Source organism: Acidithiobacillus caldus ATCC 51756, assembly GCF_000175575.2.
GTDB lineage: Bacteria > Pseudomonadota > Gammaproteobacteria > Acidithiobacillales > Acidithiobacillaceae > Acidithiobacillus_A > Acidithiobacillus_A caldus.
Genome location: NZ_CP005986.1, coordinates 1,429,509 through 1,451,991, shown reverse-complemented (window position 1 = coordinate 1,451,991; position 22,483 = coordinate 1,429,509). Strand labels below are relative to the sequence as shown.

Below are 22,483 nucleotides of genomic sequence, written 5' to 3'. Positions count from 1 at the left end.
CGCCCTGCCTGCATAAAGCCACTGGGTCGGGAACCTCTGCCTCCACGCAGGGTCGGATTTTGTGTCTTCGTTTAGGGGACATCCGCCCATAGACCCACGCAGGAGAACGGACATGGTCAAATCGTGGCAAGAGGAAGATGGCGTGCTACAGCCGGCTTTTGCCAGTCGCAGCATGGATTGCTCCGTACCCAAATATCGCTTGCCGGATAAAGAAATGGACGCGCGCACCGCGTATCAGCTCATCCACGACGAGCTCATGCTCGATGGTAACGCGCGTCTGAACCTCGCAACCTTCGTGACCACGTGGATGGAACCGGAGGCCGAACGCCTCATGGCCGAGACCTTCGACAAGAACATGATCGATAAGGACGAGTATCCCCAGACGGCAGAAATCGAAAGCCGCTGTGTCAACATGCTGGCGCGCCTTTTTCACGCGCCGCAGCAGGGGAAGGCCGTCGGTGTCTCTGCCATTGGTTCCAGCGAGGCGGTCATGCTGGCGGGCATGGCACTCAAATGGCGCTGGCGACAGGAAAGGGAAAAGGCAGGTCAGTCGGCACAAAGACCCAATCTGGTTCTCGGGCGAAATGTACAGGTGGTATGGGAAAAGTTCTGCCGTTATTGGGAGGTGGAGCCGCGCTACCTGCCCATGAAAGAAGGCCGTTATACCTTGTCGCCAGAGGCCGTGGTCGCTGCCGTGGATGCGCATACCATCGGCGTGGTGGCGGTTCTGGGAACGACCTTTACCGGCGAGTACGATCCCGTCGCGGCTATCCACGAAGCCCTGGTGCCCTTGACGGAGAAACTGGGCCGCCCTGTGCCCATTCATGTCGATGCCGCCAGTGGCGGCTTCGTTGCCCCCTTTTTGCAGCCGGATCTGGCCTGGGATTTCCGTTTACCCCAGGTGGTGTCCATCAACTGTTCTGGGCACAAATACGGCCTCGTATATCCGGGAGTTGGCTGGGCGCTCTGGCGCGATCGCGACTTTCTGCCCGATGAACTGATCTTTCACGTCAATTATCTGGGCGGCGATATGCCCACCTTTACCTTGAATTTTTCCCGTCCTGGTAACCAGATCGTCGGCCAATATTACAATTTTCTGCGACTTGGGCGAGAAGGTTATACTCGGATCCTGAAAAATCTGCAGGATACGGCTCTGTGGTTGGCGAAGGCCCTGGAAGGGATGGGAATATTCCAGGTCATCGGTGGTGGCGACACCATCCCCGTCATCGCCCTACGCCTACGCCAGGATGTCCGCCATTACGATGTCTTTGCCATTTCCGATGCCCTGCGGCGGCGCGGCTGGCAGGTGCCAGCCTACACCTTGCCCGCGGATTGCGAGGATATCGCTATTCTGCGCCTCGTCATTCGCGAAGGTTTCAGTCGCGATCTTGCCGAATTGTTGCTCAAGGATTTCAAGGAAGCCGTGCACGAGCTCGATCACGGTAACGCCCATGCGCGGGTGCACAAACCTGTGTTTCATCACAACTGAGAGCCATCACGGCAGGCATTCCGCTACGGATTGCCCGCCGCTTGTCTCTCAGTTTTTGATGGTGCTATCGAAATACGCACCGATGGCCAGGTTGAAGCGGGTGTGCCAAGCGCCGTCGTCGGGTCCAGTAAAGGCCATGGTCGCGTTGCGACCGCTGATCACATCGGCCCAGACGTAAATGGGATTGGCGGCAAACTCGATGCCGGCCACATTCAGCTGCACGTCGCCGACTCGGTGTGGACGGGTGACGGTGCCGTCTTTGAAGCCGCCGCTGGTGCCGACATGCAGATAGCTGTAGTCATCTTAGAGACTGACCGTGTGTACAGGACCCCAGTGCACGGAAAAACTGCGTTTGAGGCTCGCACCGTAGAGCTGCCCTTTGGCCGGCATACGATAGGCGAAACCGTAGTTCTCAGCGATGATGGAGCTACGCGGCAGGATCACACCGCCATAGCTGGCGTTGCGCGGCACGTTATAGGCGTAGTCCACCGCCTGTAGCTTGAGGTTCCAGGGGCCCCAGGTGCCGTTCATAGCAGCGGTCACCGCCCAGCGCGTGCCCTGGCGATCTCCCGCCTGCAGCTGTCCACCCTTGGCTGCGACGGAAAAGACCGCGTGACGCTCTCCTGTGCTACCGTGCCAATGGTAGGCGAGACGGAGAGCACCACCGTTGTCGCTGTGGTAACCATCCGTGGCCACACCACCTGCATAGGTGCTGGGCTGTCCCAGATTGTCGTTCTTGAAGGCCCCAAGATTCACCTGCCAAGGACCATCCTCCAGGCGATATCCGATCCCTGCCGCCTGATGATCGGTAAACCCGGCATAATAGGCCAGACTACCCCGAAAGAATCGTAACCATAGGGAAGATTGCCAAAGGGTTCATGGAAAAGCCCGAATTTTATCTGTTGTCGATGGTACTTTTTGCCAAAATTATAGGCGAACCAGCCATAGTGTAAGTAGGCGTGGCAAAGTTGAGGTGAGTGATTCCTCTGATCCTCAGGATGAAGTCCCTAGAGTTTCCACAATCCTGCCCACCTCGCCTCAGGGATCAGCCGACAAAGGGTATCAATCCACCAGGACTGGCGCCATGATATGTGATTTTTCCTAAAGTAGCTCCTCGGCTCCATCCGTATGCTGAACATATTGATGTTCAATCAAGAAGGTCTTGAACTCCCGAGGGGCGGGGGCCAGCTGCTTACCTTTACGATGGACGAGGTGCCAGGCGCGCCGCAAGGGAAATCCGTCAACGGACAGGCTGCAGAGATATCCAGATTCCATTTTTACGATTACACTATGCCGCGCGACTACCGCAAGACCCATTCCTACCTTCACTGCCTGTTTGATGGCTTCGTTGCTGTTCATGACCAGGCTCTGCCGCAGTTGCAGGCCGCGTTCGCCAAAAAAGCGTAGGATGGCCTCGCGCGTCCCAGATCCCAGTTCGCGCAGAACGAAGGGCTCTTCGGCAATGCGTTGCAGGGGGATATTCAGTTCGTGGCGGAGCGGGTGACTGGCTGCGGCAATGACAATGAGGTCATTCCGGTGAAATGGCATTGCGACCAGACCAAGGGTCTGCGGTGGCTCACCCATGATGGCCATATCGATGTCATTGCGTTCTAAGGAGGCTAGAACTTCTTGTCGGTTGGCAATGTTCAGAATAACCTGCAATTGGGGATGCTGCTGCAGGAAGCGGGCTATCAGATCGACAGCAAAGGCATTGGCAGCAGAGGTCACGGCAATGCGTAACTGGCCGTCGTCCAACCTGCGCAGGTGTTCCAGAGCGCGGGAGAGTTGTTCGAGTGTGCCATGAATGCGCTGGCTCGCAGCCAGGATTTCTTCCCCGGCCTTGGTCAAAAAGACCTTCTTTCCCATCTGTTCCGTAACGGCTAAACCAATTTCTTCCTCTATCTTGCGCACCTGCAAGTAAACGGCCGATTGCGAGAGATGCAGCGTTCGAGCCGCCCTAGTATAGGAGTGAGTGAGCGCCAATGTACGGAGAATGTCCAACTGGCGAAGGGTGAGATTTTGCAAGTTCTATTCCGCGTTTTATCGATGTGTATCGTGCTTGGTCTGCAAATCGCTCTTTGCAGTGCTGCGGCTTGTTACGCCCAGTTCCATCATGGCGCGCTCCAGGGCAGCGAGAATGGCCGTCGGTGGCGGTGGACAGCCGGGGCAGGCCAAGTGCACTGGCAGTAGTCGGTCTACTGCACCCAAGGTAGCGTAACTCGATGTGAATGGCCCTATGCCGCATGCGCAATCCCCCAAAGCGACCACAACGCGTGGCTGCGGCATGGCGGCATAGGTGTCCTTGAGTGCGGCTGCCATATGACGAGTTACCGGGCCGGTGACCAACAGAACATCGGCATGGCGCGGGGAGGCCACGAAATGCAGCCCGGCCTGTTCAAGCGCGTAGTGTGGTCCACCCAGCGCCTGGATCTCCAACTCACATCCGTTGCAGGAACCGGCGTCCACGTGACGTATAGCGGCACTCTGCAAAAAGGGATTTTGTCCTTGTAACGAATCGGACTGATGGCGTTCACCTAATTTCCCCAGACGCCAAGCTTCCTTGAGAATACGGTACATTGGTTAAATTCTCCTCGGGACAGATCGCCTTTCACAGATCCTGTCCGCTATAGCTTAGGTTGAAGGATTTGTTGATGAGGGGGAAGTCGGCGACGATATCCTGACAAACCGCTTCCTCCAGGACCGGCCACAAAGACCAGGAGGGATCGTGAGGATGACAGCGGGCAATGTGTCCATCTTCCAGACGTAAGGCTACAAAAACCTCCCCCCGCCAGCCCTCACAGATTCCCAGACCTTCACCATCTTTAGGAAAAGCCTTCAGAGCGACCCGTGGGCTGCCGCCCGGTAGATTCGCCACGACGTTCTCCTGCCACCGCAGGCAGCGGAAGACTTCGGCGAAACGTACAGCCCAACGGGCCGCCACATCACCGCGGCGCGCGAGGGAGATTTCCATGGGATAGCGATCGTATGGCGGCGGCGCAAAATGCGTCCGTAAATCCCAGGCTTGGCCGCTGGCGCGACCGCTAAGACCTGCCATGCCCCAGTACGCGGCACGTTCCGCCGTGATGGGGCCGGTAGCGACTAGACGGTCCCGCAGACCAGCATGTTCCTGGAGCAGCAAATCCAGCGTTTCCAGGCGTCGGCGCCACGCCTTGCTGCTTTGCTCGATATGCTGCAATGCTCTGCCGTCGAGGTCCACGGCCACTCCACCGAGTTGGACGACATCCATCAGATAACGGTGCCCAAAAATCTCGGCGTTCTCACGCAGTAGTTCTTCCTTGATGGCCAGTAATTGGGTGAGTGCAAACGCCAGTCCGGCATCGTTACCAAGGGCGCCCAAATCGCCTAGGTGATTAGCCAGCCGCTCGCGCTCCAAACACAGCCCACGAAGAGCTAGGGCTCGCTGCGAAAGCTCAATTTCAGCGACGCTCTCCACGGCCATGGCATAGGACCAAGCGTAAGCGACGCTGCTGTCACCGCTGACACGTCCCGCCAGACGGAGCGCGGCATCGGGTGGCTGCCCGACGAAAAGACGTTCTATACCCTTATGGCAGTAACCCAGCCGCTCTTCGAGTTGGACAATCTGCTCACCAAGACACGTAAAGCGAAAATGCCCCGGCTCAATGGTCCCGGCATGAACCGGGCCCACTGGAATTTCGTGAAGATCCTGACCTGCTGGAGCGCGGTAGGAATAATCGATTTCGCCGGCGCAACTAAGGATATCTTCCGGAATATCGCTCATGGCCAAAGGATGTATATTGGCAGGCCAAGCGGCATGGCGTAACCAGGGACGCATATCGGGATTGCCCAACGGCTCCAGTCCCAGAAGATCACGGATGGCACGCTCCTGGCGGCAGGCCGTGGGAAACACCGAACTCAAGCTTGGGAATTCGCGCAGGTTTGCCGGTAAGGGCAATGTGCACCACAAATAACCAGACTCCGTTAAGAAAAAGGCATGGATGTTTGCCCCAGCAGTATCTTGGTGCTCGCCCCAGATACCGAGCAAGCGTCCTCCCTGCTGTCGAATGCGTTGCCCAAGTTGCTGCCAATAATCAGCAGCCAGGCGGCCTCGCCAGATGGGGGGCTGAGCCAGTATGAGGCAAAAAGAACCCATGGTTTCCGAAAACCAGGAGGGCTTGATCATGATAGGACCCCAGCCACGGCCTGCATCCATGGATCCAGGGGATAGGGAATCGCGATGCCCATGAGCAGCACCAGGGACAGTTGGAGAAATACTGGAGTCAGTCCACGCAGGGGAAGTGCACTACAGGGGCCTCCACCCTCGCCGTAGAGTAGAGGAAGCAGGGCACGAAAGATGGCGGCAAATGCCATTCCGAGCCCGAGCAACAGCAATGGAGTGGTTATCCAGGCCTTTTCCAGACTGACCGTCAGAATCAAAAATTCACTCAAGAATAGAGACCCTGGGGGCATTCCTAAAATGGCCAGGACCGACAGCAGGATGGACCAGCCGAGTACCGGTCGCCTGTTTAGAAATCCCCGCAAATCCGCCAACTCACGGGACCGTGCCTCCTGCGTCGCTCGCCCCACAGAGAAGAATACCGAGGACTTGGCCAGACTGTGACCTACTAGGTGAAGTATTCCAGCAAAAGTGGCCACGGGTCCACCAAGACCGAAGGCAAAGGTCGTCAGCCCCATGTGTTCTGCGGAGGAATAGGCAAAAAGCCTTTTGACATCGTGTTGGCGAAGCATGGACAAACTCGCCAGAAGGAGCGAAAGAAGCCCGAAGCCCATGAGAAGATGGGCCGCAAAATCGCCTCCCAGGGCTGCATCCGCGAGACTTTTGAAACGCAGGACGGCATAGAGAGCAACATTGAGGAGTAGACCAGAGAGGGCAGCTGAGACGGTGCTGGGACCGGCGGCATGGGCGTCAGGCAGCCAATTGTTGAGGGGAGCAAGTCCCATCTTGGTCCCGTAACCCACAAGAATGAAGACGAAGGCGATGGCCATTGCCGTGCCATTCAGTCTCCAGGCCTGCTGATGTAGGCTGGACCAGAGCAGTGCCTGGGCGCCGCTTCCCAGTACTGGTTGAGCAGCGAAATAGAGGAGCACTGTGCCGAAAAGCGCCATGGCCAAGCCAACGCCGCAGAGGATGAAGTATTTCCACGCCGCTTCCAGACTCTCGCCGCTGCGCTGGAGACTTACCAAAAGCACCGTAGATAGGGTAGCACCTTCCAGGGCTACCCAGAGAATACCCAGATTATTGCTTAGCAAAGCCAAGAGCATGGTCGCCAAAAAACTCTGGAACATGGCGTGGTAGAGCCGTTGGCGGGCAACGCCAAAGTCATGACGTTGTACTTCCGTATGCCAGTAGGAAGCAGAAAACCATGCCGTCATCAGGCCTACCACGCTATTCAGGAGGATCAGAATCAGGGAAAGCACGTCTACGCGCAGTTCCGCGCCAAATGCCGTCAGTGTACCGAGGTCGAGATAGCGCTCGGCCAGTGCCACAGCCAGAAGAAAGACGCCTACCTGAATGAGAATGAACAGCCTTCTGCCGCGCTTTCCATCACCCCAAAGCGCCAATACTGGAATACCCAGCACCACCCAAGCCAAGAGTCCTACCAGAATCATTGGTCCTCCCGCAGGCGCTCGAGCCAGTGCAGATCCAGGCTTTCGAAATTTTCCCGAATGTGAAAGAAAAAAACACCAAAGATGACGAGACCGATGAGTGCATCCAGGGCGACCCCCAGCTCGACGATGAGCGGCATCCCCAAGGTCGCACTGGTAGCGGCAAAAAAGACGGCGTTATCCATGGCAAGAAAACCTACAACCTGGGAGACCGCCTTGCGCCGCGTAATCATCATTATTAACCAGGCCCTTAAATATCCGATAGTAGTTTGCTATGCTGAGGGTCATGAAGCGGGTAGATGTGCGTAAATTGACGGTGGATGGGCGCAACATACTGCGGCAGATGGTGGTGCGGTTGCGCCAACAGTCGGGCATGCGAGTAGAGGACTTGGCCAAGGTGTCTGGTGCCCATCCCTCGACGATTCGCGGTTGGTTGGCGCGAGCCAAACGAGAAGGAACCGAGAGCCTTGAGGAACGCCCGCGGGGGCGGCCGGTTGGGGCTTGCCGTAAATTGACTCTGGCGGCAGAGGCTTGGATTCGGGACCAGATCGTGCAAAAGGATCCACGGCAGTTGCAGATGCCTTTTGCGCTCTGGACGCGGCCTGCCATCCGGCAACTGATTCGGGAGCGTTTCGGGATCGATTTGCAGGTGCGATTGGTGGGCAAATATCTCAAGCGCTGGGGGTTTACTCCCCAACGTCCGGTCAAACGGGCGCTGGAACAGAACCCGGAAGCTGTACGGCAGTGGCTGGAGGTGGAGTACCCCAGGCTTCGGGCGCGTGCCCTGCAGGAAGGTGCGGTCATTTACTGGGGCGACGAAACCGCCGTCAAAGAGGATGCCCACTGGGTCCGGGGATATGCCCCCAAGGGGCAGACCCCCATCCTCGAGCATCCGGCACGCTGGACCACCCTGTCGATGATTTCGGCAATTTCCCCGCGCGGAGAGATCGCCTTCGAGATCGTGGAGGGCAGCATCCATGCGGAGCGTTTTATCGCCTTTCTGGAAAAGCTGATCACCGGCGCGCCGCAGAAGGTCTTCCTGGTAGTGGACAACCTGCGGGTACATCACGCCAAGGTGGTAAGCGCGTGGCTGGCCGACAAACAGGACCGCATTGAGCTCGTATTTCTGCCGCCCTATGCGCCAGAGTCCAACCCCGACGAGTATCTCAATCGCGATTTCAAAACCGCTCTGCGTACGGGCCCCATGAGCACAGATACCCAAAGCTTGCTGGAGAAGGCAACCACTTTCATGAACGGGCTACGCCAACTGCCCGAGAAAGTCGCGCGCTATTTCCACCATCCCGCAGCACGCTACGCGATGTTAGATATTTAGGGGCCTGGTTAATAAAAAGGCGATGAGAAAACTGGCCAAGGCGATTCCCAGCATACCGTGGGTGGCCACCGGCAGGCTGCCGGCCAAGGGTGAGGCAAGCGCGAAGGCAAAGACCACGACAACAATTCCCAGCAATTGGGTGCTGGTGGCATTGAGAGTCATTTCGACATCCCCCCGAACTTGCAGTCGGCGCAGCAGTCGATGAAGGATGGCGGGAATGAGCAGGGCTTTGAGAAGCAAGGTTAGACCTGCTGAGACCCAAAGCAGCCCATCGCCCGTGAGCACGGCAACCAGCGCTGTGCTCAAGGCGAGCGTCCCACCCTGCCAGGCCAACAGATGGGTAAGACTCAGAAGTCGTCTTTGCGCAAGTAGGGCGAAACTCAGGAGGAGTATCCAGGCCGCCAGAAACTTCAGAATAGGAACGAGCACCGCGATGGTCATCTCACCCCCCTGTCAGGCGCCCAAAATGAAATGGGTGAGCAATCCAATTACGCCAAAGAGAAAAGCGCTGGCCGCAAACTCCGGTACCCGGAACAGCCGCTTCTTCGCCAAAAGGGTTTCCACCAGTGCCAGGATGGGGGCAGCCAAAAGCAGCTTGGCGGCAAAGATCCCCACCGCCAGAACGAGCGCCAAAGGGCTGGGACGGTCGGCCATACCCCAGGGAAAGAACACGGCGATGCCGACGCTTATATAGAGCACTAGCTTCAGCTGTGCACCCCACTCCAGGAGGGCGAGATGGCGGCCTGAATATTCCAGGAGCATCGCCTCATGAATCATGGTGAGTTCCAGGTGCGTGGCGGGATTGTCCACGGGAATGCGCGCATTCTCGATGAGGAGTACCAGAAAGAAGGCGGTCGCGCCGAAGACCATGCTCGGATGCAGAGAGAGGGCCCCATATTGGGCATGGCGGGCGATCTCGGACAGAGAGGTAGAACCGGCCAGCAGGGAGGCAATGAAAAAGGTGGTCAGCAGGGCCGGTTCCGCCAGAGCCGAAACCATCATCTCGCGTCGCGCCCCCATGTAGGCAAACGCGGTGCCACTGTCCAGAGCCGCCAGCACCTGAAAAATCCGGGCAACAGCCAGCAGACCCACCAAGGCAATGACATCGGCAGCGTGGGCCAAGGGCAGATCCAAGGCCAGAATGGGTACCAGGGCAGTAGCCATGATTTTGGTCCCAAAAAGCACATAGGGAGTGAAGCGAAAGAGCCAGGAACTGTCCTCCGGGACCAGCGACTCTTTGCGGAAAAGTCGCGCGAGATCTCGATATGCCTGGCTGAGACCGGCTGGCCTTCGGTTTTGCAGTAGGGCGCGGAGCATCTGCAGCCAGGCAGCAAAAAGTGGTGCCACCGCCATCGCTAGCAATACCTGCAGGCACTGTACGGTCAAATCGGCAGCGTTCATTGGATCACCGCCAGCAGCACTATTAGGGTAATAAAGGCATAGAGCAAATAAATGGTGATTTTGCCTTGTTGCAAACGTAAGGATTGTTTGGAGAGCAAGAGTGCCGTTTTTTGTATGGGTAGATAAAGCCCATGCCAGAAAGGATCCTGGAAGTGCACGAACCACTCCGGTGCACGCTTTTCGGGTATTTCCCGCGTTTGCAGGCGACCGCTGTGGATAGGAGCAAAGATGCGCAGCCAGGGCTGACTGAAACCGGCAGGGCTATCCTGCATCCGTGAGGTTGCACTGCCGGCAAACCCACAAGCCCAGGCGGGTACCCGCCGTAGCGGCCGGCCAAAGCGCCACCAGACCAGCAAAAAGGTCAGGATTACGGCCAGAGTTATGCCCACCAGAAAGGTGCCGGGCAAATAGCTGGCGCGCTGGGCGGATATGGGAGTCAGGGCCCAGGGACTTTGCAGCGTGAGTGCATCGCTTCGTAATAGCAGGCGCCCGACGGCCATGAGGCCATTGGTCACCATCCCCGGCAGTATGCCCAGCACGACGCATCCCAGGGCTAGGCACCCCATTGCTGTACGTTCCCAAAGGCTGGCCTCATGGGCATGGAAATTGGAGCGCGGCCGTCCCAGAAAACTCAGACCGAAGCCCTTGACCATGGCAAAGCTCGATAGAGCCAAGACGAACACCACTCCAGCCGCTGCCAGCGGCAAGACGATCTGCAAGCTCCCCGAGGCAGCCTGAGGAGCGAGAAGAAAGGCCTGCAGTAACAGCCATTCTGAGGCGAAGCCATTGAGCGGAGGCAGACCGGCAATGGCCAGGGTAGCGATAAGCATGAGTAGGGTGGTCTGGGGCATGGAGCGAATCAGCCCCCCCAGGCGATTCATGTCCACACTGCCTGTGCTGTGCAGGACACTGCCGCTACCGAGGAAAAGCAGACTCTTGAAAAGCGCATGGTTCAGCAGTTGGAAGAGACCCGCACAAAGCGCAAGGCCGGCCAGACTCAACCAACCCTCCGCCACGAAAATCCGTCCCAGCCCGAGGGCTACGAGAACCAGGCCCATGTTCTCCATGGAGGAATAGGCCAAGAGCCGTTTCAGATCACTCTGCAGGGTGGAAAAAAGTACCCCAAAACCAGCCGTTAGCAGACCAAAAGCCAACCAGATCACTCCCCAGCCGATGCCCGGGGCCGACAGAATCTGCCAGTCCAGCCGCAACAGACCGTAGATAGCCATGGGGAGCATGGCAGCGCTCATCAAGGCAGAAACGGGTGAGGGTGCGGCGGGATGGGCCTCCGGCAGCCAGATGTGCAGAGGCACCATCCCGAGCTTGGCCCCAAAGCCCAGCAGGCTGAGGCCCAGGATTGCCTGAGTCGCCCATGGGGACAAAGATTGCTGAGCTGCGGCCATAACCGCAAAGCTCCCGCCGCTCAGGGGATTACCCCGGGCGAGGAGGATAAAGGCCCCCAACAGGCAGAGTGCGCCCAAATGGGCTATGAGGAGATAGAGATATGCCGCCCGACGCGCCGCCATTGCCCGGGACGCGCTGAGGATGAGGAAGGTGGAACTCAAGGCCATCAGTTCCCAGGCCACCATGAATGTGTACACGCCCGCCGCCAGGACGACGAGGATCATGGCGGAAAAAAAGATGGGGTAGGGGATGAGGACCCTTCGCAACTCCCCGCTCTGGGTGGCGCGAAAATAACCGATGGCGTGCAGGGATGCGGTGCTGCCAACCACACCCAACAGGAGCAGGAAAAAGCCCGAGAGGGGATCCAGGTGGAATTGCCAGGGAATATGGGTGCCGAAAGTCGTGGCAGGGATTGATCCGGGCTGCAACAAAGCGTAGAGCCCCGCGCCGAGGCTGATGACGGCCATGATCGTGCTGGTGAGGAAACCCCCAAGTCGCAGTGCCTTCGCGTCCAACGCCGGTACAAACGCGAGGATCGTTACCACAGGGCCCAGAGCGGCGGCAATCAGGCCCCAGGCCAAAGCAGATGGCAGCGTCATTGGGCGACGACGATGAGGAGCACTGCCATATCCTGGCCGAGATTTCGCCAATTGTGCAGTTGGCGTGGGTCGTAGTAGACGGCATCGCCCTGGCTCAACTGGTAGCGCTTGTCTTGCTGTTCGAACTCGGCCGTTCCCGCAATGAGCATCGCGAATTCCTCACCTTCGGCGCTCGTGTAGGGATGCTCCCCGCAGACCCCTCCGGGCTCCAGGCTGATGAGGATCGGCTGCATCTTCTTGCCCGCAAAATTCCGAGCCAAGGGTTCAATGCTGGCGTGGGAGTCAGCGCTGTAAACGCGTCGCCGTTCGTTTGTACGCAACAGGATTGGTCCCTGATCGCCTTGTGGTTCATCGAAAAGACTCGCGATGTGGACTCCCAAGGCGTTGCAGATCTTTTCCAGGGTAGCGATGGATGGGGACACCTTGCCCGCCTCCATCTGCGAAATGGCGCTGGCCGATACCCCCGCCAGTTCACCCAGCGAGCGCAGGGAGAGCTGGCGCTCCTCCCGGAGTTTCTGCAGTTGTCGTCCCAATTGTTCCATGGGCCAATTGTATAGAATACTGCACATCCTGTGCAATATTGTTTATCGCGTCAGCCCAATGAAGATTTCAGAGAGTTTTTCCGGCAGGTGTTCGATTCGGTCGACAACAGAAAACCGCCTTCCGAAAATCTGCGCCACATAGCTATCGGCCTGGGGATCGAGGCTGATGCAGTAGGGGTAGATACCCTCCTGCTCCAGCTCGCGCACCGCTTGCCGAGCGTCGGCAATGAGATGCTGTGGATCCGCCACGTCTACATCCGAAGGCATGCCGTCGGTGAGAATGAGCAAGAGCTTCTTGCTCGTCTTGCGTGCTTCGAGGAAGTGCGTGGCATGGCGCAGCGCCGCCCCCATGCGTGTGGACCAACGCGCCTGCATCCCGGCCAGTCGTGCCTTGACGGTATCGTCCCAGGCCTCGCTGAAGCCTTTGATGTGGAGAAAACGCAGGTCATGGCGGGTATTGGAGTGGAAGCCGGCGATGGCAAAGGGATCGCCCAGTCCGTCAACAGCCCAGGCCAGCATCGATACCGCCTCCTGACTGAGCTGAAGCACGGTCTGACCGGTGCCGGCAACGGTTTCGTTGAGGGACTGCGACAGGTCCAGCAGCAGGAGCACCGCTAGATCGCGTCCGTTGCTGTGATGGCTCAGGCTGATGCGTGGGTCCGGGACCATCCCCATTTGGTAATCGATGAGGGCACGCAGTGCCATATCTAGATCAAGCTCGCTGCCGTCCTCCTGGCGGCGGATGCGTTCCCTCTCCTGAGGTTTCAGAAGATCGAAAAGTCTTCTGAGCCGATTGGACAATACGCGATGCTTTTGGAGCAGACCATCGATCAGGGCGGCATCGCCAGTGGGATGGAGGTAGTCGTAAACGCTGACCCAGTCGGGACGGTAGCTACGGCTGTGCTCATCCCACTCGGGATAGTGACGCGGAGGCAGCCTCTGCTCCCCTGGGCTGGAGCTGGGTCTGAACGTATCGCTGGTGGATGTTTCTCCACCCTCCGGCTCGATGAAGCGCCAAAAATGGCGGTTGTCGTCCCGATAATCCACTATGGTGTCGGCAAAATGCACGCGTGCAAACTGGTCACTGGGCAAGCGTGTGCGGGTCACGAAGTCCAGTGCCAGGGCGGCAATCTCGCTGCTATTGCTGGGACCAGTCCGCAGCAGCGCCTGAAACCGTACCGTGAACTCCCGAATGACGGGATGGCGGTAGGAGCACGCGGGATCGAGCAGGGCACGGGACAGCATGACCAAGCGGTGGCGCAGGCATGAGGTGGTGGCATCGTTGCAATCGTCCTCATCGGGTTGGGGATGCAGTGCGAGCAGGATTGGTCGTAGGCCGGGATACCGGCGCAACAGCAGGGTATCAATGCGGCAATCCTCGAAACACTCCACCGTGAGCCGTTGAAACGGACTCCAATTGTCGGCGATGGAGGGTTGGCTCCAGCGTCGATGACCGGCCATGTGTGCCAAGGCCAGGCGATAGCGGTCGATCGCCGCCACCCCACGAGCGTCGTCATAGGCATCGGGCAGATGAAAGCCCTGGCTATCGTAATAGGGGATGGGCTGGCGTAACTGGTGAAAACCGCTGGAATAGGGTACGAGGGGCGCGACATCCTCCCAGAGCCCGAGCAAATACAGACCAAGCTGCCGTTCCACGTCCGCCAGCAAGGTGCCGTGGCGTTCGCGTCGAAGCACGGCATGACTGTCGGCAGAGTGCAGGCCGAAATAGTCCTTCTGCCGATCTGGATTGTTGGCGTAGTGGCGTATTCCGTGATCTACCCATCTAGCAAGTCCGGTCAGCGAGACCTGATCCAACAACAACGGGGCCTGGACGAAGAACTCGGCCATGACGGGACTGGGAATCGTGGCCTGCCGGCCGTGGATGGTCCCCGAGGTTTGCACCATAAGGTCGAGGACGACCTCCAGGTAGTCGCGCACCAGCTCGGTGGATTCCAAGCGGCGTGCCACGGGGATCAGACTTTGCAAGAAGGGAGCGATGGCGCGGCCGTTGGGTGACTTTTGCATGCGCTGGATAGTCTCCAGCACCGGCGCCAAAGCGTGCCCACCCAGCAGACCGGCCAGCTCTGGCCAGGCCTCGAGGAACAGCAGCAGCGGTTCGGAGCCGCGACCTAACTTGGCGATCTGTCGGGCTGCCTCGATATAGGCATCGATGTCCGCTGGGCTGAGTATCCTCAGAGCCGCGTTGAATAGATCGTCAAATACCGCACGGACCTCGGCAAAGCTCGTATCCAGGCGTTCCCACGCCTGAGCACGCACGACCTCTTGCGCCGCCTCGGAGAACCCATTGTTCATGATTCTTCAGACAAAGGTGGCGCGGATGGCGTGCTCGAGGGTGGCACGGATGTCGGCGTCATCGGTTATGGGAGTTACCAAGGCCATGCGACAGGCATCCTGCGGCGTCACCCCATCCTGGATCAGCACGCCGGCGTATACCAGAAGCCGCGTCGAGATACCCTCATCCAGGCCATGCCCCTTGAGCTTCCGTGCCACGCCACCAATACACACCAGCTGCGCGGCGACATGGGCCGGCACTCCGGCTTCCCGAACCAGGATCTCGGTTTCCAGTTCCGGCGGGGGATAAGCGAAGTCGAACGCGGCAAAACGTTGCTTGGTGGAGGATTTGAGATCCTTCATCAGGCTCTGGTAACCCGGATTGTAGGAAATCACCAATTGGAAGTCCGGATGTGCGCGTACCAGTTCCCCCTTCTTGTCCAGGGGGAGTGCCCGCCGATGGTCCGTGAGGGAATGGATGACCACGGTGGTATCCTGCCGTGCCTCCACCACTTCGTCCAGATAGCAGATGGCGCCCAGACGCGCGGCCACGGTCAAGGGACCATCGATCCAGCGGGTACCGCCGGCATCGAGCAGGTAGCGGCCTACCAGATCGCTGGCGCTCATATCCTCATTACAGGCAACGGTAATGAGCGGCCTATCGAGCTGCCACGCCATATACTCGATGAAGCGTGATTTGCCGCAGCCCGTCGGGCCCTTCACCATGACCGGTAGGCGCCGGCGGTAGGCTGCGGCGAAGAGAGAAACCTCATGACCCTGTGGCTGATAGAAAGGTTCCTTGCGGACGCGATATTCGGATAGATCGGTCACGTTGGCTCCTGAGAATCTCCGCATGGAGTATCGTCCCAAGGGCTGGGGCGATGGCGTCGACAAAAGGAGAAGCGCGGCAAGCTACGCCCCGCCTCGGGGTCCATGCCCGTCCCGAGCAGAGGCTCAGCGAATCGGGCAGGGGTTGGTGATAGCCCGTAGCCTTACTGGTGTATCTGCAGCTTTTCCCGCCAGCCTGGGTAGAGTTTGTCGGCATCGTGTGGAAACGAGGCGAAGGCACGGGCGAATTCCTTGTGCTCCTTGGCCCATTCAATGGGATCGGCCTTGGCCTTCCAGCACTCGTAGGCCTGTCGCAGGGAGATGGCACCGGCAGCGGGGCTGTCGATGTGGCCGTAAGAGCCGCCACCTGCGGTGTTGATGACGTTGCCGTGGCCCAGATTTTCGAAAAAGCCCGGCAGACGCAGCGCATTCATACCGCCGGAGATGATGGGCGTGGTGGGCTTCATACCATACCACTTCTGATAGTACACCGGGCCCTGGCACTCATCGCGCTCAATCATGTAGGCGATGATGCGGTCGTCGTTTTCTCCTTCCATCTTGCCATAACCCATGGTGCCCACGTGAATACCCGATGCACCCTGGAGACGGGCGATCTTGGCGAGCACGAAGGCCGTGTAACCACGCTTGGCGCTCGGGGAGGTGATCATGCCATGACCAGCGCGATGGTAATGCAGATACTGGGCGGGATATTGACGGCGGGCCGTAGTGATCATACCGGGGCCGCCCACGAAGCCATCCACCAGAAAGGCCACCTTGTCGGCGTCCGGACCGAAGGTTTCGAGGATGAAATCGGCTCGGGCACACATTTCGTAGTGATCATCGGCGGTGATGTTGGCCGAGAATAACTTGGCCTGACCGGTTTCGTCCATCGCCCGTTTCATTGCGTCGGCCACCAGCGGTATCGTCTTTTTCAACGGCGCAAAAACCTGGTTACCCTGGGGCTCATCGTTCTTGATGAAATCGCCGCCGAGCCAGAACTGGTACGCAGCCTCGGCAAAGGGTTCAGGGCGTAGACCAAGCTTGGGCTTGATGATCGTCCCGGCAATGTAGCCGCCATCCTGGATGGGCCGACCGAGAATACGCCATAAATCGGAAATATCTTTGGCGGGACCATCGAAGAGCTGGATGGCTCGCGGCGGCAGCCAGAAGTCGATCATCTTGGCATGGGCGATATCCCCCATTCCCTGGTTATTACCAATGGCTAGGGTCAGGAAGGAAACGATCATCATTCGCCCGTCCGTGACATTGCGATCGAAAAGCTCCAGCGGATACGCAATCCGCATGTCTTCCCGTGCTTCGTCGATGAAGTAGACGAGGGCGTCGACACCTTTAGTGAAATCGTCAGTTGTGGAGACCTCCACGTTGGTGCCGGTAGACGATTCGGCGGCAAAATGCGCCGCGGCTTCCAGATAACCGTGGCCTGCCTTGGGTTGCATTTTATAAGCGACCAGAATGTGGTTGCCTTCCTTGATCAGATCTTCCTCTTTCAGTGAAAGATCGGCATAGCGAGAGGATTGGTCCATGCGGAACTCCAGGTGGCATCGAAAACCGCCGTAGACTAACCCGACCGATCTATTTGTAAAAACGATTATTTTATATATATATAATTTGCAGAACAGAATATGTTCTGCCATTCATCCCGGTTTCAGAAGCATCTCGATGGCCCTAAAGTCGCTCCCGGGTTTATACGCTGCCTCCGATACCTCTACCCTAACGGGCAGTCAGGGCAATGGGCGCCGATTGCTCGGCAGTAGACGAAGCCCATCGTCGGTTCGGGAGCTTGCGCCCTTGCGACGACGCCGGCCAGCCCTTGACATGGAGCGGAAAGTTTATACGATATATCGAACTTAGATGTATCTAAGGATGGCTAATGCTTGGAGGTGGTGTGGATAGCGACCCATGGAGTGAGTGTTCCGGCAAGGGCTGCCGCCAAGGGCGCGGCGGGAGAAGGCGTCGGCTCCTGGATCAGGGAATGCTGCGCTTCGTGGTCTTGCAGGAGCTCGATCGAGAGCCCTGCCATGGCTACGAACTCATCAAGCGCCTGACGGAGCGGTCCGGAGGGATATACAGCCCAAGTCCCGGGATGATTTATCCCATGCTCACGATGTTGGAGGAATTGGGACTCGTGCTCGTGACGGAATCGGGCAACAAGCGGCGCTATAGTCTAACGGACCGTGGCAAAGATTTTCTGGATGAGAATCGAGCGCTTACGCAGGCCGTTGCAGAGCGCCTGGAAGCATTGGCGAAGGACGATTGGGAAAATATGCGTCGTCACCTGCAAGGACTGCGGGATGCAGTCCACGAACGTGTCGCTGTGGCCCATGGGCAGCGTCAAGTGGTGGCACGGCTTGAAGAAATTCTTGAAAACGCCCTGAAACAGGTTCGCAATCTGTGATCTGTAACATATTGAACGGAAAAGGAGAGTAGTTATGAATACGCCATGTTGTGGTACCTCCCGGCAAGGACGGGGTATGGGAAGAGGACGTAGACGCAGTAGCATACAGCGAGGCATGCCCGAGATGGCCCAGGGTCAAGGATTGGGGAGAAGGCAGGAAACTGGCTTGGATGAGACACCCGAACGCGACGCCGAGCGCCAACAACACGTGGCCGCCATGCGCGCTCGGATCGCTGCAAGTCCCCGCCTGCCGCTAAGCCTGGCAGAGCAGGAGGATCTGCTGCATATGCGGGAAGAGGAGAAAATTGCCCGAGATGTCTATCTTCGGCTCTACGATCGTTGGAATATCCAACCCTTTGCCAATATCAGCGGCTCAGAGCAGGCACATATGGATGCGATACTGGCCCTACTGGAGCATTTCGGTCTGCCCGATCCCGCTGCCGGATTGGCGGTGGGGCAGTTCCACAATTCGAAGCTGCAGCACCTGTACGATACCCTGATAGCACAAGGCGAACGTAGTCCGGAGGAGGCTATCCGAGTCGGCCTGCTCATTGAAGAATTGGACATCGATGATCTGCAGAAAGCGGCGCGACGCACCCACCAGCAGGCCATTCGCGCCGTGTACGACGAGTTGGAACGCGGCTCTCGGAATCACTTGCGGGCCTTCTACCGCTGGAAAACCCAACTCGGCGTGACATACCATCCCGAGCATCTCAGTCCGGAGGTGTTCATGGCAACGGCCTTGTCGGCGGCGGAACGGTGTAGTTTGCCGGCCTATTGATATCGTCCCGAAAGGATCCCGTGCTGCGACATGCGATGCCGATTCGGCCTCGCATAACCAAGGTTGGAAGCAGCCTGGCGTGGTAGGGAAGTGGCAAAGAGCCCGGCTCTGCGCCGGGTACTCTGCTTCACTGGCGCGGGATCACGCTTTACCAACACCGTTCAGGGACCACTGGAGGGTACCTGTGGCAGTGGTCGGCAGGATCAGTCCTGTGCCATCTGTTTTTCGCGCTTTTCTTCCAGCGTCTTGCAGTCGATGCACAGGGTAGCCGTTGGGCGCGCCTCCAGTCGGCGCAAGCCGATTTCTACACCACAACTTTCGCAATATCCGTATTCGCCCGCATCGATCCGCGCCAGAGCCTGATTGATCTTACGGATCAGTTTGCGTTCGCGGTCGCGCGCCCGCAGCTCCAAACCCATGTCGGTCTCCAGGCTGGCCCGGTCGTTGGGGTCAGAATAGTTGACGTTTTCCACCTGCATGTTCTGGACCGTACGCTCGACCTCCGTCATCAGTTCGTCACGCCAGTCTTCCAGAATCTTCCGAAAATGGGCCAGTTGCGCCGGGCTCATGTAGGGCTCATTCGGAGCCGGCTGGTAGGGATTGAAGGCAGTGAATTGCTGGCTGCTGGAGGGAGATGCGACGGGAGTAGAGCGTTGGTCGGTCATGGAAAGGTTCCTGTCCTCTCGGTAAATGGCGCTACGTTTAACAGAGAACTAGGGCTTTGGCAATTCCGGCGATGGCCGTTATACTGCGTCTCGACCGACCGGACGGAAGGTAACCGCCCTGGGCGTGTGCAGAATGTAATCGAGCTCAGAAATGGAGTGGCGCCAGAATATGCCCCTGAATACCTTGATCTTTGATGTGGACGGTACCTTGGCCGACACGGAGAGGGACGCCCATCGCGTGGCCTTCAACCGCGCCTTCGCGGAAATGAGCCTCGACTTTGCGTGGGATGTGGAAACCTATGGTCGATACCTCAAGGTTACTGGAGGCAAGGAACGTCTGGGTCGTTTCCTCGACGACCATCCCCAATACCCGCAGTTGAGCGATGCCGATATTGCGCGAATCCATCGCCGCAAGACCGCTCTGTACGTCGAGATCGTCCAGAGCGGAGCGGTGGCCCTGCGCCCCGGCGTGGCGCGCTTGTTGCGGGCGGCGCGGGCGGCGGGCTGGCGCCTTGGCATTGCCACCACGACGACCCCGGACAACGTCCAGGCGCTTCTGGCGAGCACCCTGGGGGAAATGGGCGAAAGTTTTTTCCACTACATCGGTGCCGGCGATATCGTCCCCCAGAAAAAACCGGCGCCCGATATCTACGAGCATGTGCTCGACGCCCTTGGGGCGAATCCCGAGGATTGCCTGGCTTTGGAGGATTCTGAAAATGGCCTGCGTTCTGCCTTGGCGGCGGGGCTCACTACGGTCGTAACGCAGACGGACTATACCCGGGGCCAGGATTTTACCGGTGCGGTGCGGGTTCTGGACTGCCTCGGGGAGCCGGATGCGCCGGCCCGTATTATCGAAGGTATGCAGCGCGATACTTCGGTCTGCGTTGGACTCCAGGAACTTCAGGCCTGGTGGGAAGAGGCGCACAAGGGCAAGGGAACGCTCCGCAACGGGTAATGCGTTTGCTCCCCATGCATTCTGGGACTTGCTCCCTTCAGTAGCCACTCCCCGGGATACGTGGACGAACACACGACATGCAGACGATAAACGAGGGCGTCGACATCAACGCCCGGCAGCCTCGGGCTGCCTTGTCATGGACCATCCTGGCAGAATCGCCGCTCTTGTGGGCGGCTCTCGGCCTGCTCGTTATCGTGCACTACGCACTCATTCTCTGGGGGCCTTTTGGCATCTCCGGCGACGAAGCGCAGTACTGGTTGTGGGCGCGCCATCTCGCCTGGGGCTACTACACCAAATCTCCGCTCATCGCCGGTATCTTGGCTTTCAGCACCTGGGTAGCCGGCAACAGTCTTTTGGCCGTGCGCCTGTTGGCCCCGTGGTTTGCTCTGGCCTTGGCCGGTGTGGCCTACGGCTTTGCCCGAGAAGTACACGGCGATCTGCACTCGGCACGCCTTGCGGCGTTGTTCATGGCCGGCATTCCTGTCTATTTCCTGGGTGGGCTGGTCATGACCACAGACGTGCCCATGCTGTTGCTCTGGCTTCTGGCGCTGTGGGCTTTCTGGCGTGCCTCGGTGTGCCGGCAGCGGCAGGCTTGGTTGCTGGCTGGCGCGATAGTGGGGTTGGGGCTGCTGGCCAAATACAACATGGGCGTACTACCGGCGGCTGTTTTGCTTTACCTGCTGAGCCACGGCGCCGGACGCCGCCATCTGCAAACCGTCTGGCCCTGGCTCGGTGTGGCCGTGGCGCTTTTGATCCTGGCGCCTAATCTCTGGTGGAACGCGCAGCACCATTGGGCGACCGTGCGCGCCACCTGGGGTAATGTTACTGGCGGAGAGGGCGGCTGGTCGTCCTGGTGGAGCTTTCTTGGCGGACAACTGGGTATCCTCGGTGTATTCCCGTTTCTCTTGTTTGTGGTGGCGCTTTGGCAAGAGCGGCGTTCCTGGCCGACGGGGCGCGGCGCTATCTTGGTGTGGACCAGTCTGATCACCTGGGTTTTTTACGCGCAAAAGAGCTTTTCGGGTCAGGTGGATGCCAACTGGCCCATAGCCGCGTACCTTGGCCTGGTGATCTGGGCGGCTGGTCCCCTGAGTCGAGCGCCTTGGCGGCGACTGGCTCTGGCATCCATCGCGGTCTGCGCCGTGCTCATCGGCACGGTCCTGTCACTCCCGCAACTGCACGGGCTCGGGATACCCTTGCCCAGTAAATGGTATGTTCCCTTCAAGCAGACCCGCGTTTGGCGTGAACTCGCCGCAGCAGCACAGGACCGACTCGAGCGCGCCCAACCGGCTTTTGTGGTGACCAACTTCTATCAGTACAGTGCTACGCTATCCTTTTACCTGCCTACGCATCCCTTCGTGTACTACCACGATTTTTCCGGCGAGCCGAGCAAGTGCAGTATTCACGGCAACCAGTATCTCCTGTGGCCAGGTTACGAGCATCGGATTGGACAGAATGCCTTGCTCGTACTGGACGGCGAAGATGCGCCCATTCCCAAGTCGTGGATACGGCAGTTCCGGAGCTGCGGCACGCCGGAGAACGTCAACGCTGCCTCTGCCGAGGTGACTTGGCATCGGGTGACGATGCTGTTGTGTCGCGACTATCGTGGTCCCCAACGGTCGCCTGAACCTGACAGTGTGGGCAGATACCGTTGACGACCATGTCGACATCGCGCAGGGCATAGCCTTGGGGAAGCTCGGGTCGCGGCAACTGCGTATCAGCGAGACAGAGCAGCTCGCCACAGCGCAGACAGCGGAAGTGGGGGTGTGGGGGGTGGGCCGCGTCGTCGGCAACGCCAAAACGCCAGACCCGATCGTCGGTGGTGATGCGATGGGCGAGACCCTTCTGCAGTAACCAGTCGAGATTGCGATAGAGGGTCACCCGGTCGACGACCTCCCCAGTGTCCCGGCGAAGACTTTCCTGCAACTCCTGATGGCTAACGGGCTTGCCAGCATCCAGAAGCGCCTGCAGGATGCGGATGCGCCAGCGGGTCGCCCGGCTCCCCGAAGCCCGAATCCTGACCGCTGCCGAGAGTTTTGGACCTTGTCCATGCCGACCGTCTGCCATGGCCCAGTGTAGGCGCGCCAACACCGTGGGGGCAAGGGCCAAGATGCAGACGACGACATCCTTCCAGGCGGCTGGACAAGGCACGGCGGCGCGCGCTAGATTGCAGG

The 22,483-nt window shown here is 58.8% G+C and carries 22 protein-coding genes; 6 read left to right on the top strand and 16 right to left on the bottom strand.

The window, feature by feature from the left end; genetic code table 11:
- Positions 1-112: 112 nt before the first annotated feature.
- A complete protein-coding gene (locus ACAty_RS07035; RefSeq protein ID WP_004872263.1) occupies positions 113-1,489 on the top strand; it encodes a glutamate decarboxylase in 1,377 nt (458 codons plus the stop codon).
- Between the two features lie 48 nt (positions 1,490-1,537).
- Here ACAty_RS07035 and ACAty_RS15820 read toward each other — a convergent pair whose 3' ends face one another.
- The 7 genes from ACAty_RS15820 to ACAty_RS07005 all read right to left on the bottom strand — a co-directional run bounded on the left by ACAty_RS15820 (position 1,538) and on the right by ACAty_RS07005 (position 7,281).
- On the bottom strand, positions 1,538-1,711 hold the full coding sequence (locus tag ACAty_RS15820) for a hypothetical protein (RefSeq protein ID WP_004872261.1): 174 nt from the start codon (positions 1,709-1,711) through the stop codon (positions 1,538-1,540).
- 81 nt (positions 1,712-1,792) lie between these two features.
- Positions 1,793-2,245 (bottom strand): hypothetical protein, encoded by a 453-nt coding sequence (locus ACAty_RS07030; RefSeq protein ID WP_004872258.1) that lies wholly within the window; start codon positions 2,243-2,245, stop codon positions 1,793-1,795.
- Positions 2,246-2,590: 345 nt separating this feature from the next.
- Complete coding sequence (locus tag ACAty_RS07025; RefSeq protein WP_038471834.1) at positions 2,591-3,514, bottom strand: LysR family transcriptional regulator; 924 nt, start codon at positions 3,512-3,514, stop codon at positions 2,591-2,593.
- 15 nt (positions 3,515-3,529) lie between these two features.
- On the bottom strand, positions 3,530-4,066 hold the full coding sequence (locus ACAty_RS07020) for an NADH-quinone oxidoreductase subunit B family protein (RefSeq protein ID WP_038471832.1): 537 nt from the start codon (positions 4,064-4,066) through the stop codon (positions 3,530-3,532).
- A 31-nt stretch (positions 4,067-4,097) separates the two neighbouring features.
- Complete coding sequence (locus ACAty_RS07015) at positions 4,098-5,651, bottom strand: hydrogenase large subunit (RefSeq protein WP_226824162.1); 1,554 nt, start codon at positions 5,649-5,651, stop codon at positions 4,098-4,100.
- Positions 5,648-7,099: a hydrogenase 4 subunit F gene (locus ACAty_RS07010; RefSeq protein WP_004872250.1), complete on the bottom strand. Its 1,452-nt coding sequence runs from the start codon at positions 7,097-7,099 to the stop codon at positions 5,648-5,650. The genes ACAty_RS07015 and ACAty_RS07010 overlap by 4 nt, the downstream gene beginning before the upstream one ends.
- Positions 7,096-7,281: a hypothetical protein gene (locus ACAty_RS07005; RefSeq protein ID WP_226824159.1), complete on the bottom strand. Its 186-nt coding sequence runs from the start codon at positions 7,279-7,281 to the stop codon at positions 7,096-7,098. Before ACAty_RS07005 ends, ACAty_RS07010 begins: the two co-directional genes overlap by 4 nt.
- Positions 7,282-7,382: 101 nt before the next feature.
- Here ACAty_RS07005 and ACAty_RS07000 point away from each other — a divergent pair, with 101 nt between their 5' ends.
- Entirely contained in the window at positions 7,383-8,429 is a 1,047-nt protein-coding gene (locus tag ACAty_RS07000) for an IS630 family transposase (RefSeq protein ID WP_004872674.1), read from the top strand.
- Here the strand turns inward: ACAty_RS07000 and ACAty_RS06995 are convergent.
- The 7 genes from ACAty_RS06995 to ACAty_RS06965 form a co-directional block, all read right to left on the bottom strand.
- The gene (locus tag ACAty_RS06995) at positions 8,418-8,870 is read right to left on the bottom strand and encodes a hypothetical protein (RefSeq protein ID WP_004872237.1); all 453 of its coding nucleotides are present in this window, start codon (positions 8,868-8,870) and stop codon (positions 8,418-8,420) included. The genes ACAty_RS07000 and ACAty_RS06995 overlap by 12 nt on opposite strands.
- Positions 8,871-8,882: 12 nt before the next feature.
- A complete protein-coding gene (locus ACAty_RS06990; RefSeq protein WP_004872235.1) occupies positions 8,883-9,830 on the bottom strand; it encodes a respiratory chain complex I subunit 1 family protein in 948 nt (315 codons plus the stop codon).
- Positions 9,827-11,833: a proton-conducting transporter transmembrane domain-containing protein gene (locus ACAty_RS06985; RefSeq protein WP_004872234.1), complete on the bottom strand. Its 2,007-nt coding sequence runs from the start codon at positions 11,831-11,833 to the stop codon at positions 9,827-9,829. The genes ACAty_RS06990 and ACAty_RS06985 overlap by 4 nt, the downstream gene beginning before the upstream one ends.
- A complete protein-coding gene (locus ACAty_RS06980) occupies positions 11,830-12,375 on the bottom strand; it encodes a helix-turn-helix domain-containing protein (protein ID WP_004872232.1) in 546 nt (181 codons plus the stop codon). Before ACAty_RS06980 ends, ACAty_RS06985 begins: the two co-directional genes overlap by 4 nt.
- Before the next feature lie 42 nt (positions 12,376-12,417).
- Positions 12,418-14,688 (bottom strand): nitric oxide reductase activation protein NorD, encoded by a 2,271-nt coding sequence (locus ACAty_RS06975; protein WP_004872230.1) that lies wholly within the window; start codon positions 14,686-14,688, stop codon positions 12,418-12,420.
- A 6-nt stretch (positions 14,689-14,694) separates the two neighbouring features.
- Entirely contained in the window at positions 14,695-15,522 is an 828-nt protein-coding gene (locus ACAty_RS06970) for a CbbQ/NirQ/NorQ/GpvN family protein (protein WP_038471830.1), read from the bottom strand.
- Positions 15,523-15,659: 137 nt separating this feature from the next.
- A complete protein-coding gene (locus ACAty_RS06965) occupies positions 15,660-17,039 on the bottom strand; it encodes a ribulose-bisphosphate carboxylase (protein WP_004872227.1) in 1,380 nt (459 codons plus the stop codon).
- 362 nt (positions 17,040-17,401) lie between these two features.
- On the opposite strand from ACAty_RS06965, the gene ACAty_RS06960 reads away from it, so the two are divergent.
- A complete protein-coding gene (locus ACAty_RS06960) occupies positions 17,402-17,911 on the top strand; it encodes a PadR family transcriptional regulator (RefSeq protein WP_226047620.1) in 510 nt (169 codons plus the stop codon).
- Between the two features lie 166 nt (positions 17,912-18,077).
- Positions 18,078-18,692: a DUF2202 domain-containing protein gene (locus ACAty_RS06955; RefSeq protein ID WP_004872224.1), complete on the top strand. Its 615-nt coding sequence runs from the start codon at positions 18,078-18,080 to the stop codon at positions 18,690-18,692.
- Between the two features lie 203 nt (positions 18,693-18,895).
- On the opposite strand, the gene dksA is transcribed toward ACAty_RS06955, so the two are convergent.
- The gene (gene dksA, locus ACAty_RS06950) at positions 18,896-19,357 is read right to left on the bottom strand and encodes an RNA polymerase-binding protein DksA (RefSeq protein ID WP_004872222.1); all 462 of its coding nucleotides are present in this window, start codon (positions 19,355-19,357) and stop codon (positions 18,896-18,898) included.
- Between the two features lie 169 nt (positions 19,358-19,526).
- Between dksA and ACAty_RS06945 the strand changes: the two genes are divergently transcribed.
- Positions 19,527-20,312, top strand: coding sequence for an HAD-IA family hydrolase (locus ACAty_RS06945; RefSeq protein WP_004872221.1), 786 nt, complete (start codon positions 19,527-19,529; stop codon positions 20,310-20,312).
- A gap of 77 nt (positions 20,313-20,389) precedes the next feature.
- On the top strand, positions 20,390-21,964 hold the full coding sequence (locus ACAty_RS06940; protein WP_004872219.1) for an ArnT family glycosyltransferase: 1,575 nt from the start codon (positions 20,390-20,392) through the stop codon (positions 21,962-21,964).
- Here ACAty_RS06940 and ACAty_RS15255 read toward each other — a convergent pair.
- Positions 21,852-22,460, bottom strand: a complete 609-nt coding sequence (locus ACAty_RS15255; RefSeq protein ID WP_226047619.1) for a Fur family transcriptional regulator — start codon at positions 22,458-22,460, stop codon at positions 21,852-21,854. The genes ACAty_RS06940 and ACAty_RS15255 overlap by 113 nt on opposite strands.
- Between the last annotated feature and the right edge of the window lie 23 nt (positions 22,461-22,483).

What these genes read in the sequence shown, in the direction of transcription:
- ACAty_RS07035 (WP_004872263.1), top strand. Translation starts at nt 113, where the DNA reads ATGGTCAAATCGTGGCAAGAGGAAGATGGCGTGCTACAGCCGGCTTTT.
- ACAty_RS07020 (WP_038471832.1), bottom strand. Translation starts at nt 4,066, where the DNA reads ATGTACCGTATTCTCAAGGAAGCTTGGCGTCTGGGGAAATTAGGTGAA.
- ACAty_RS07015 (WP_226824162.1), bottom strand. Translation starts at nt 5,651, where the DNA reads ATGATCAAGCCCTCCTGGTTTTCGGAAACCATGGGTTCTTTTTGCCTC.
- ACAty_RS07010 (WP_004872250.1), bottom strand. Translation starts at nt 7,099, where the DNA reads ATGATTCTGGTAGGACTCTTGGCTTGGGTGGTGCTGGGTATTCCAGTA.
- ACAty_RS07005 (WP_226824159.1), bottom strand. Translation starts at nt 7,281, where the DNA reads ATGGATAACGCCGTCTTTTTTGCCGCTACCAGTGCGACCTTGGGGATG.
- ACAty_RS07000 (WP_004872674.1), top strand. Translation starts at nt 7,383, where the DNA reads ATGAAGCGGGTAGATGTGCGTAAATTGACGGTGGATGGGCGCAACATA.
- ACAty_RS06995 (WP_004872237.1), bottom strand. Translation starts at nt 8,870, where the DNA reads ATGACCATCGCGGTGCTCGTTCCTATTCTGAAGTTTCTGGCGGCCTGG.
- ACAty_RS06990 (WP_004872235.1), bottom strand. Translation starts at nt 9,830, where the DNA reads ATGAACGCTGCCGATTTGACCGTACAGTGCCTGCAGGTATTGCTAGCG.
- ACAty_RS06985 (WP_004872234.1), bottom strand. Translation starts at nt 11,833, where the DNA reads ATGACGCTGCCATCTGCTTTGGCCTGGGGCCTGATTGCCGCCGCTCTG.
- ACAty_RS06980 (WP_004872232.1), bottom strand. Translation starts at nt 12,375, where the DNA reads ATGGAACAATTGGGACGACAACTGCAGAAACTCCGGGAGGAGCGCCAG.
- ACAty_RS06975 (WP_004872230.1), bottom strand. Translation starts at nt 14,688, where the DNA reads ATGAACAATGGGTTCTCCGAGGCGGCGCAAGAGGTCGTGCGTGCTCAG.
- ACAty_RS06970 (WP_038471830.1), bottom strand. Translation starts at nt 15,522, where the DNA reads ATGCGGAGATTCTCAGGAGCCAACGTGACCGATCTATCCGAATATCGC.
- ACAty_RS06965 (WP_004872227.1), bottom strand. Translation starts at nt 17,039, where the DNA reads ATGGACCAATCCTCTCGCTATGCCGATCTTTCACTGAAAGAGGAAGAT.
- dksA (WP_004872222.1), bottom strand. Translation starts at nt 19,357, where the DNA reads ATGACCGACCAACGCTCTACTCCCGTCGCATCTCCCTCCAGCAGCCAG.
- ACAty_RS06945 (WP_004872221.1), top strand. Translation starts at nt 19,527, where the DNA reads ATGCCCCTGAATACCTTGATCTTTGATGTGGACGGTACCTTGGCCGAC.
- ACAty_RS06940 (WP_004872219.1), top strand. Translation starts at nt 20,390, where the DNA reads ATGCAGACGATAAACGAGGGCGTCGACATCAACGCCCGGCAGCCTCGG.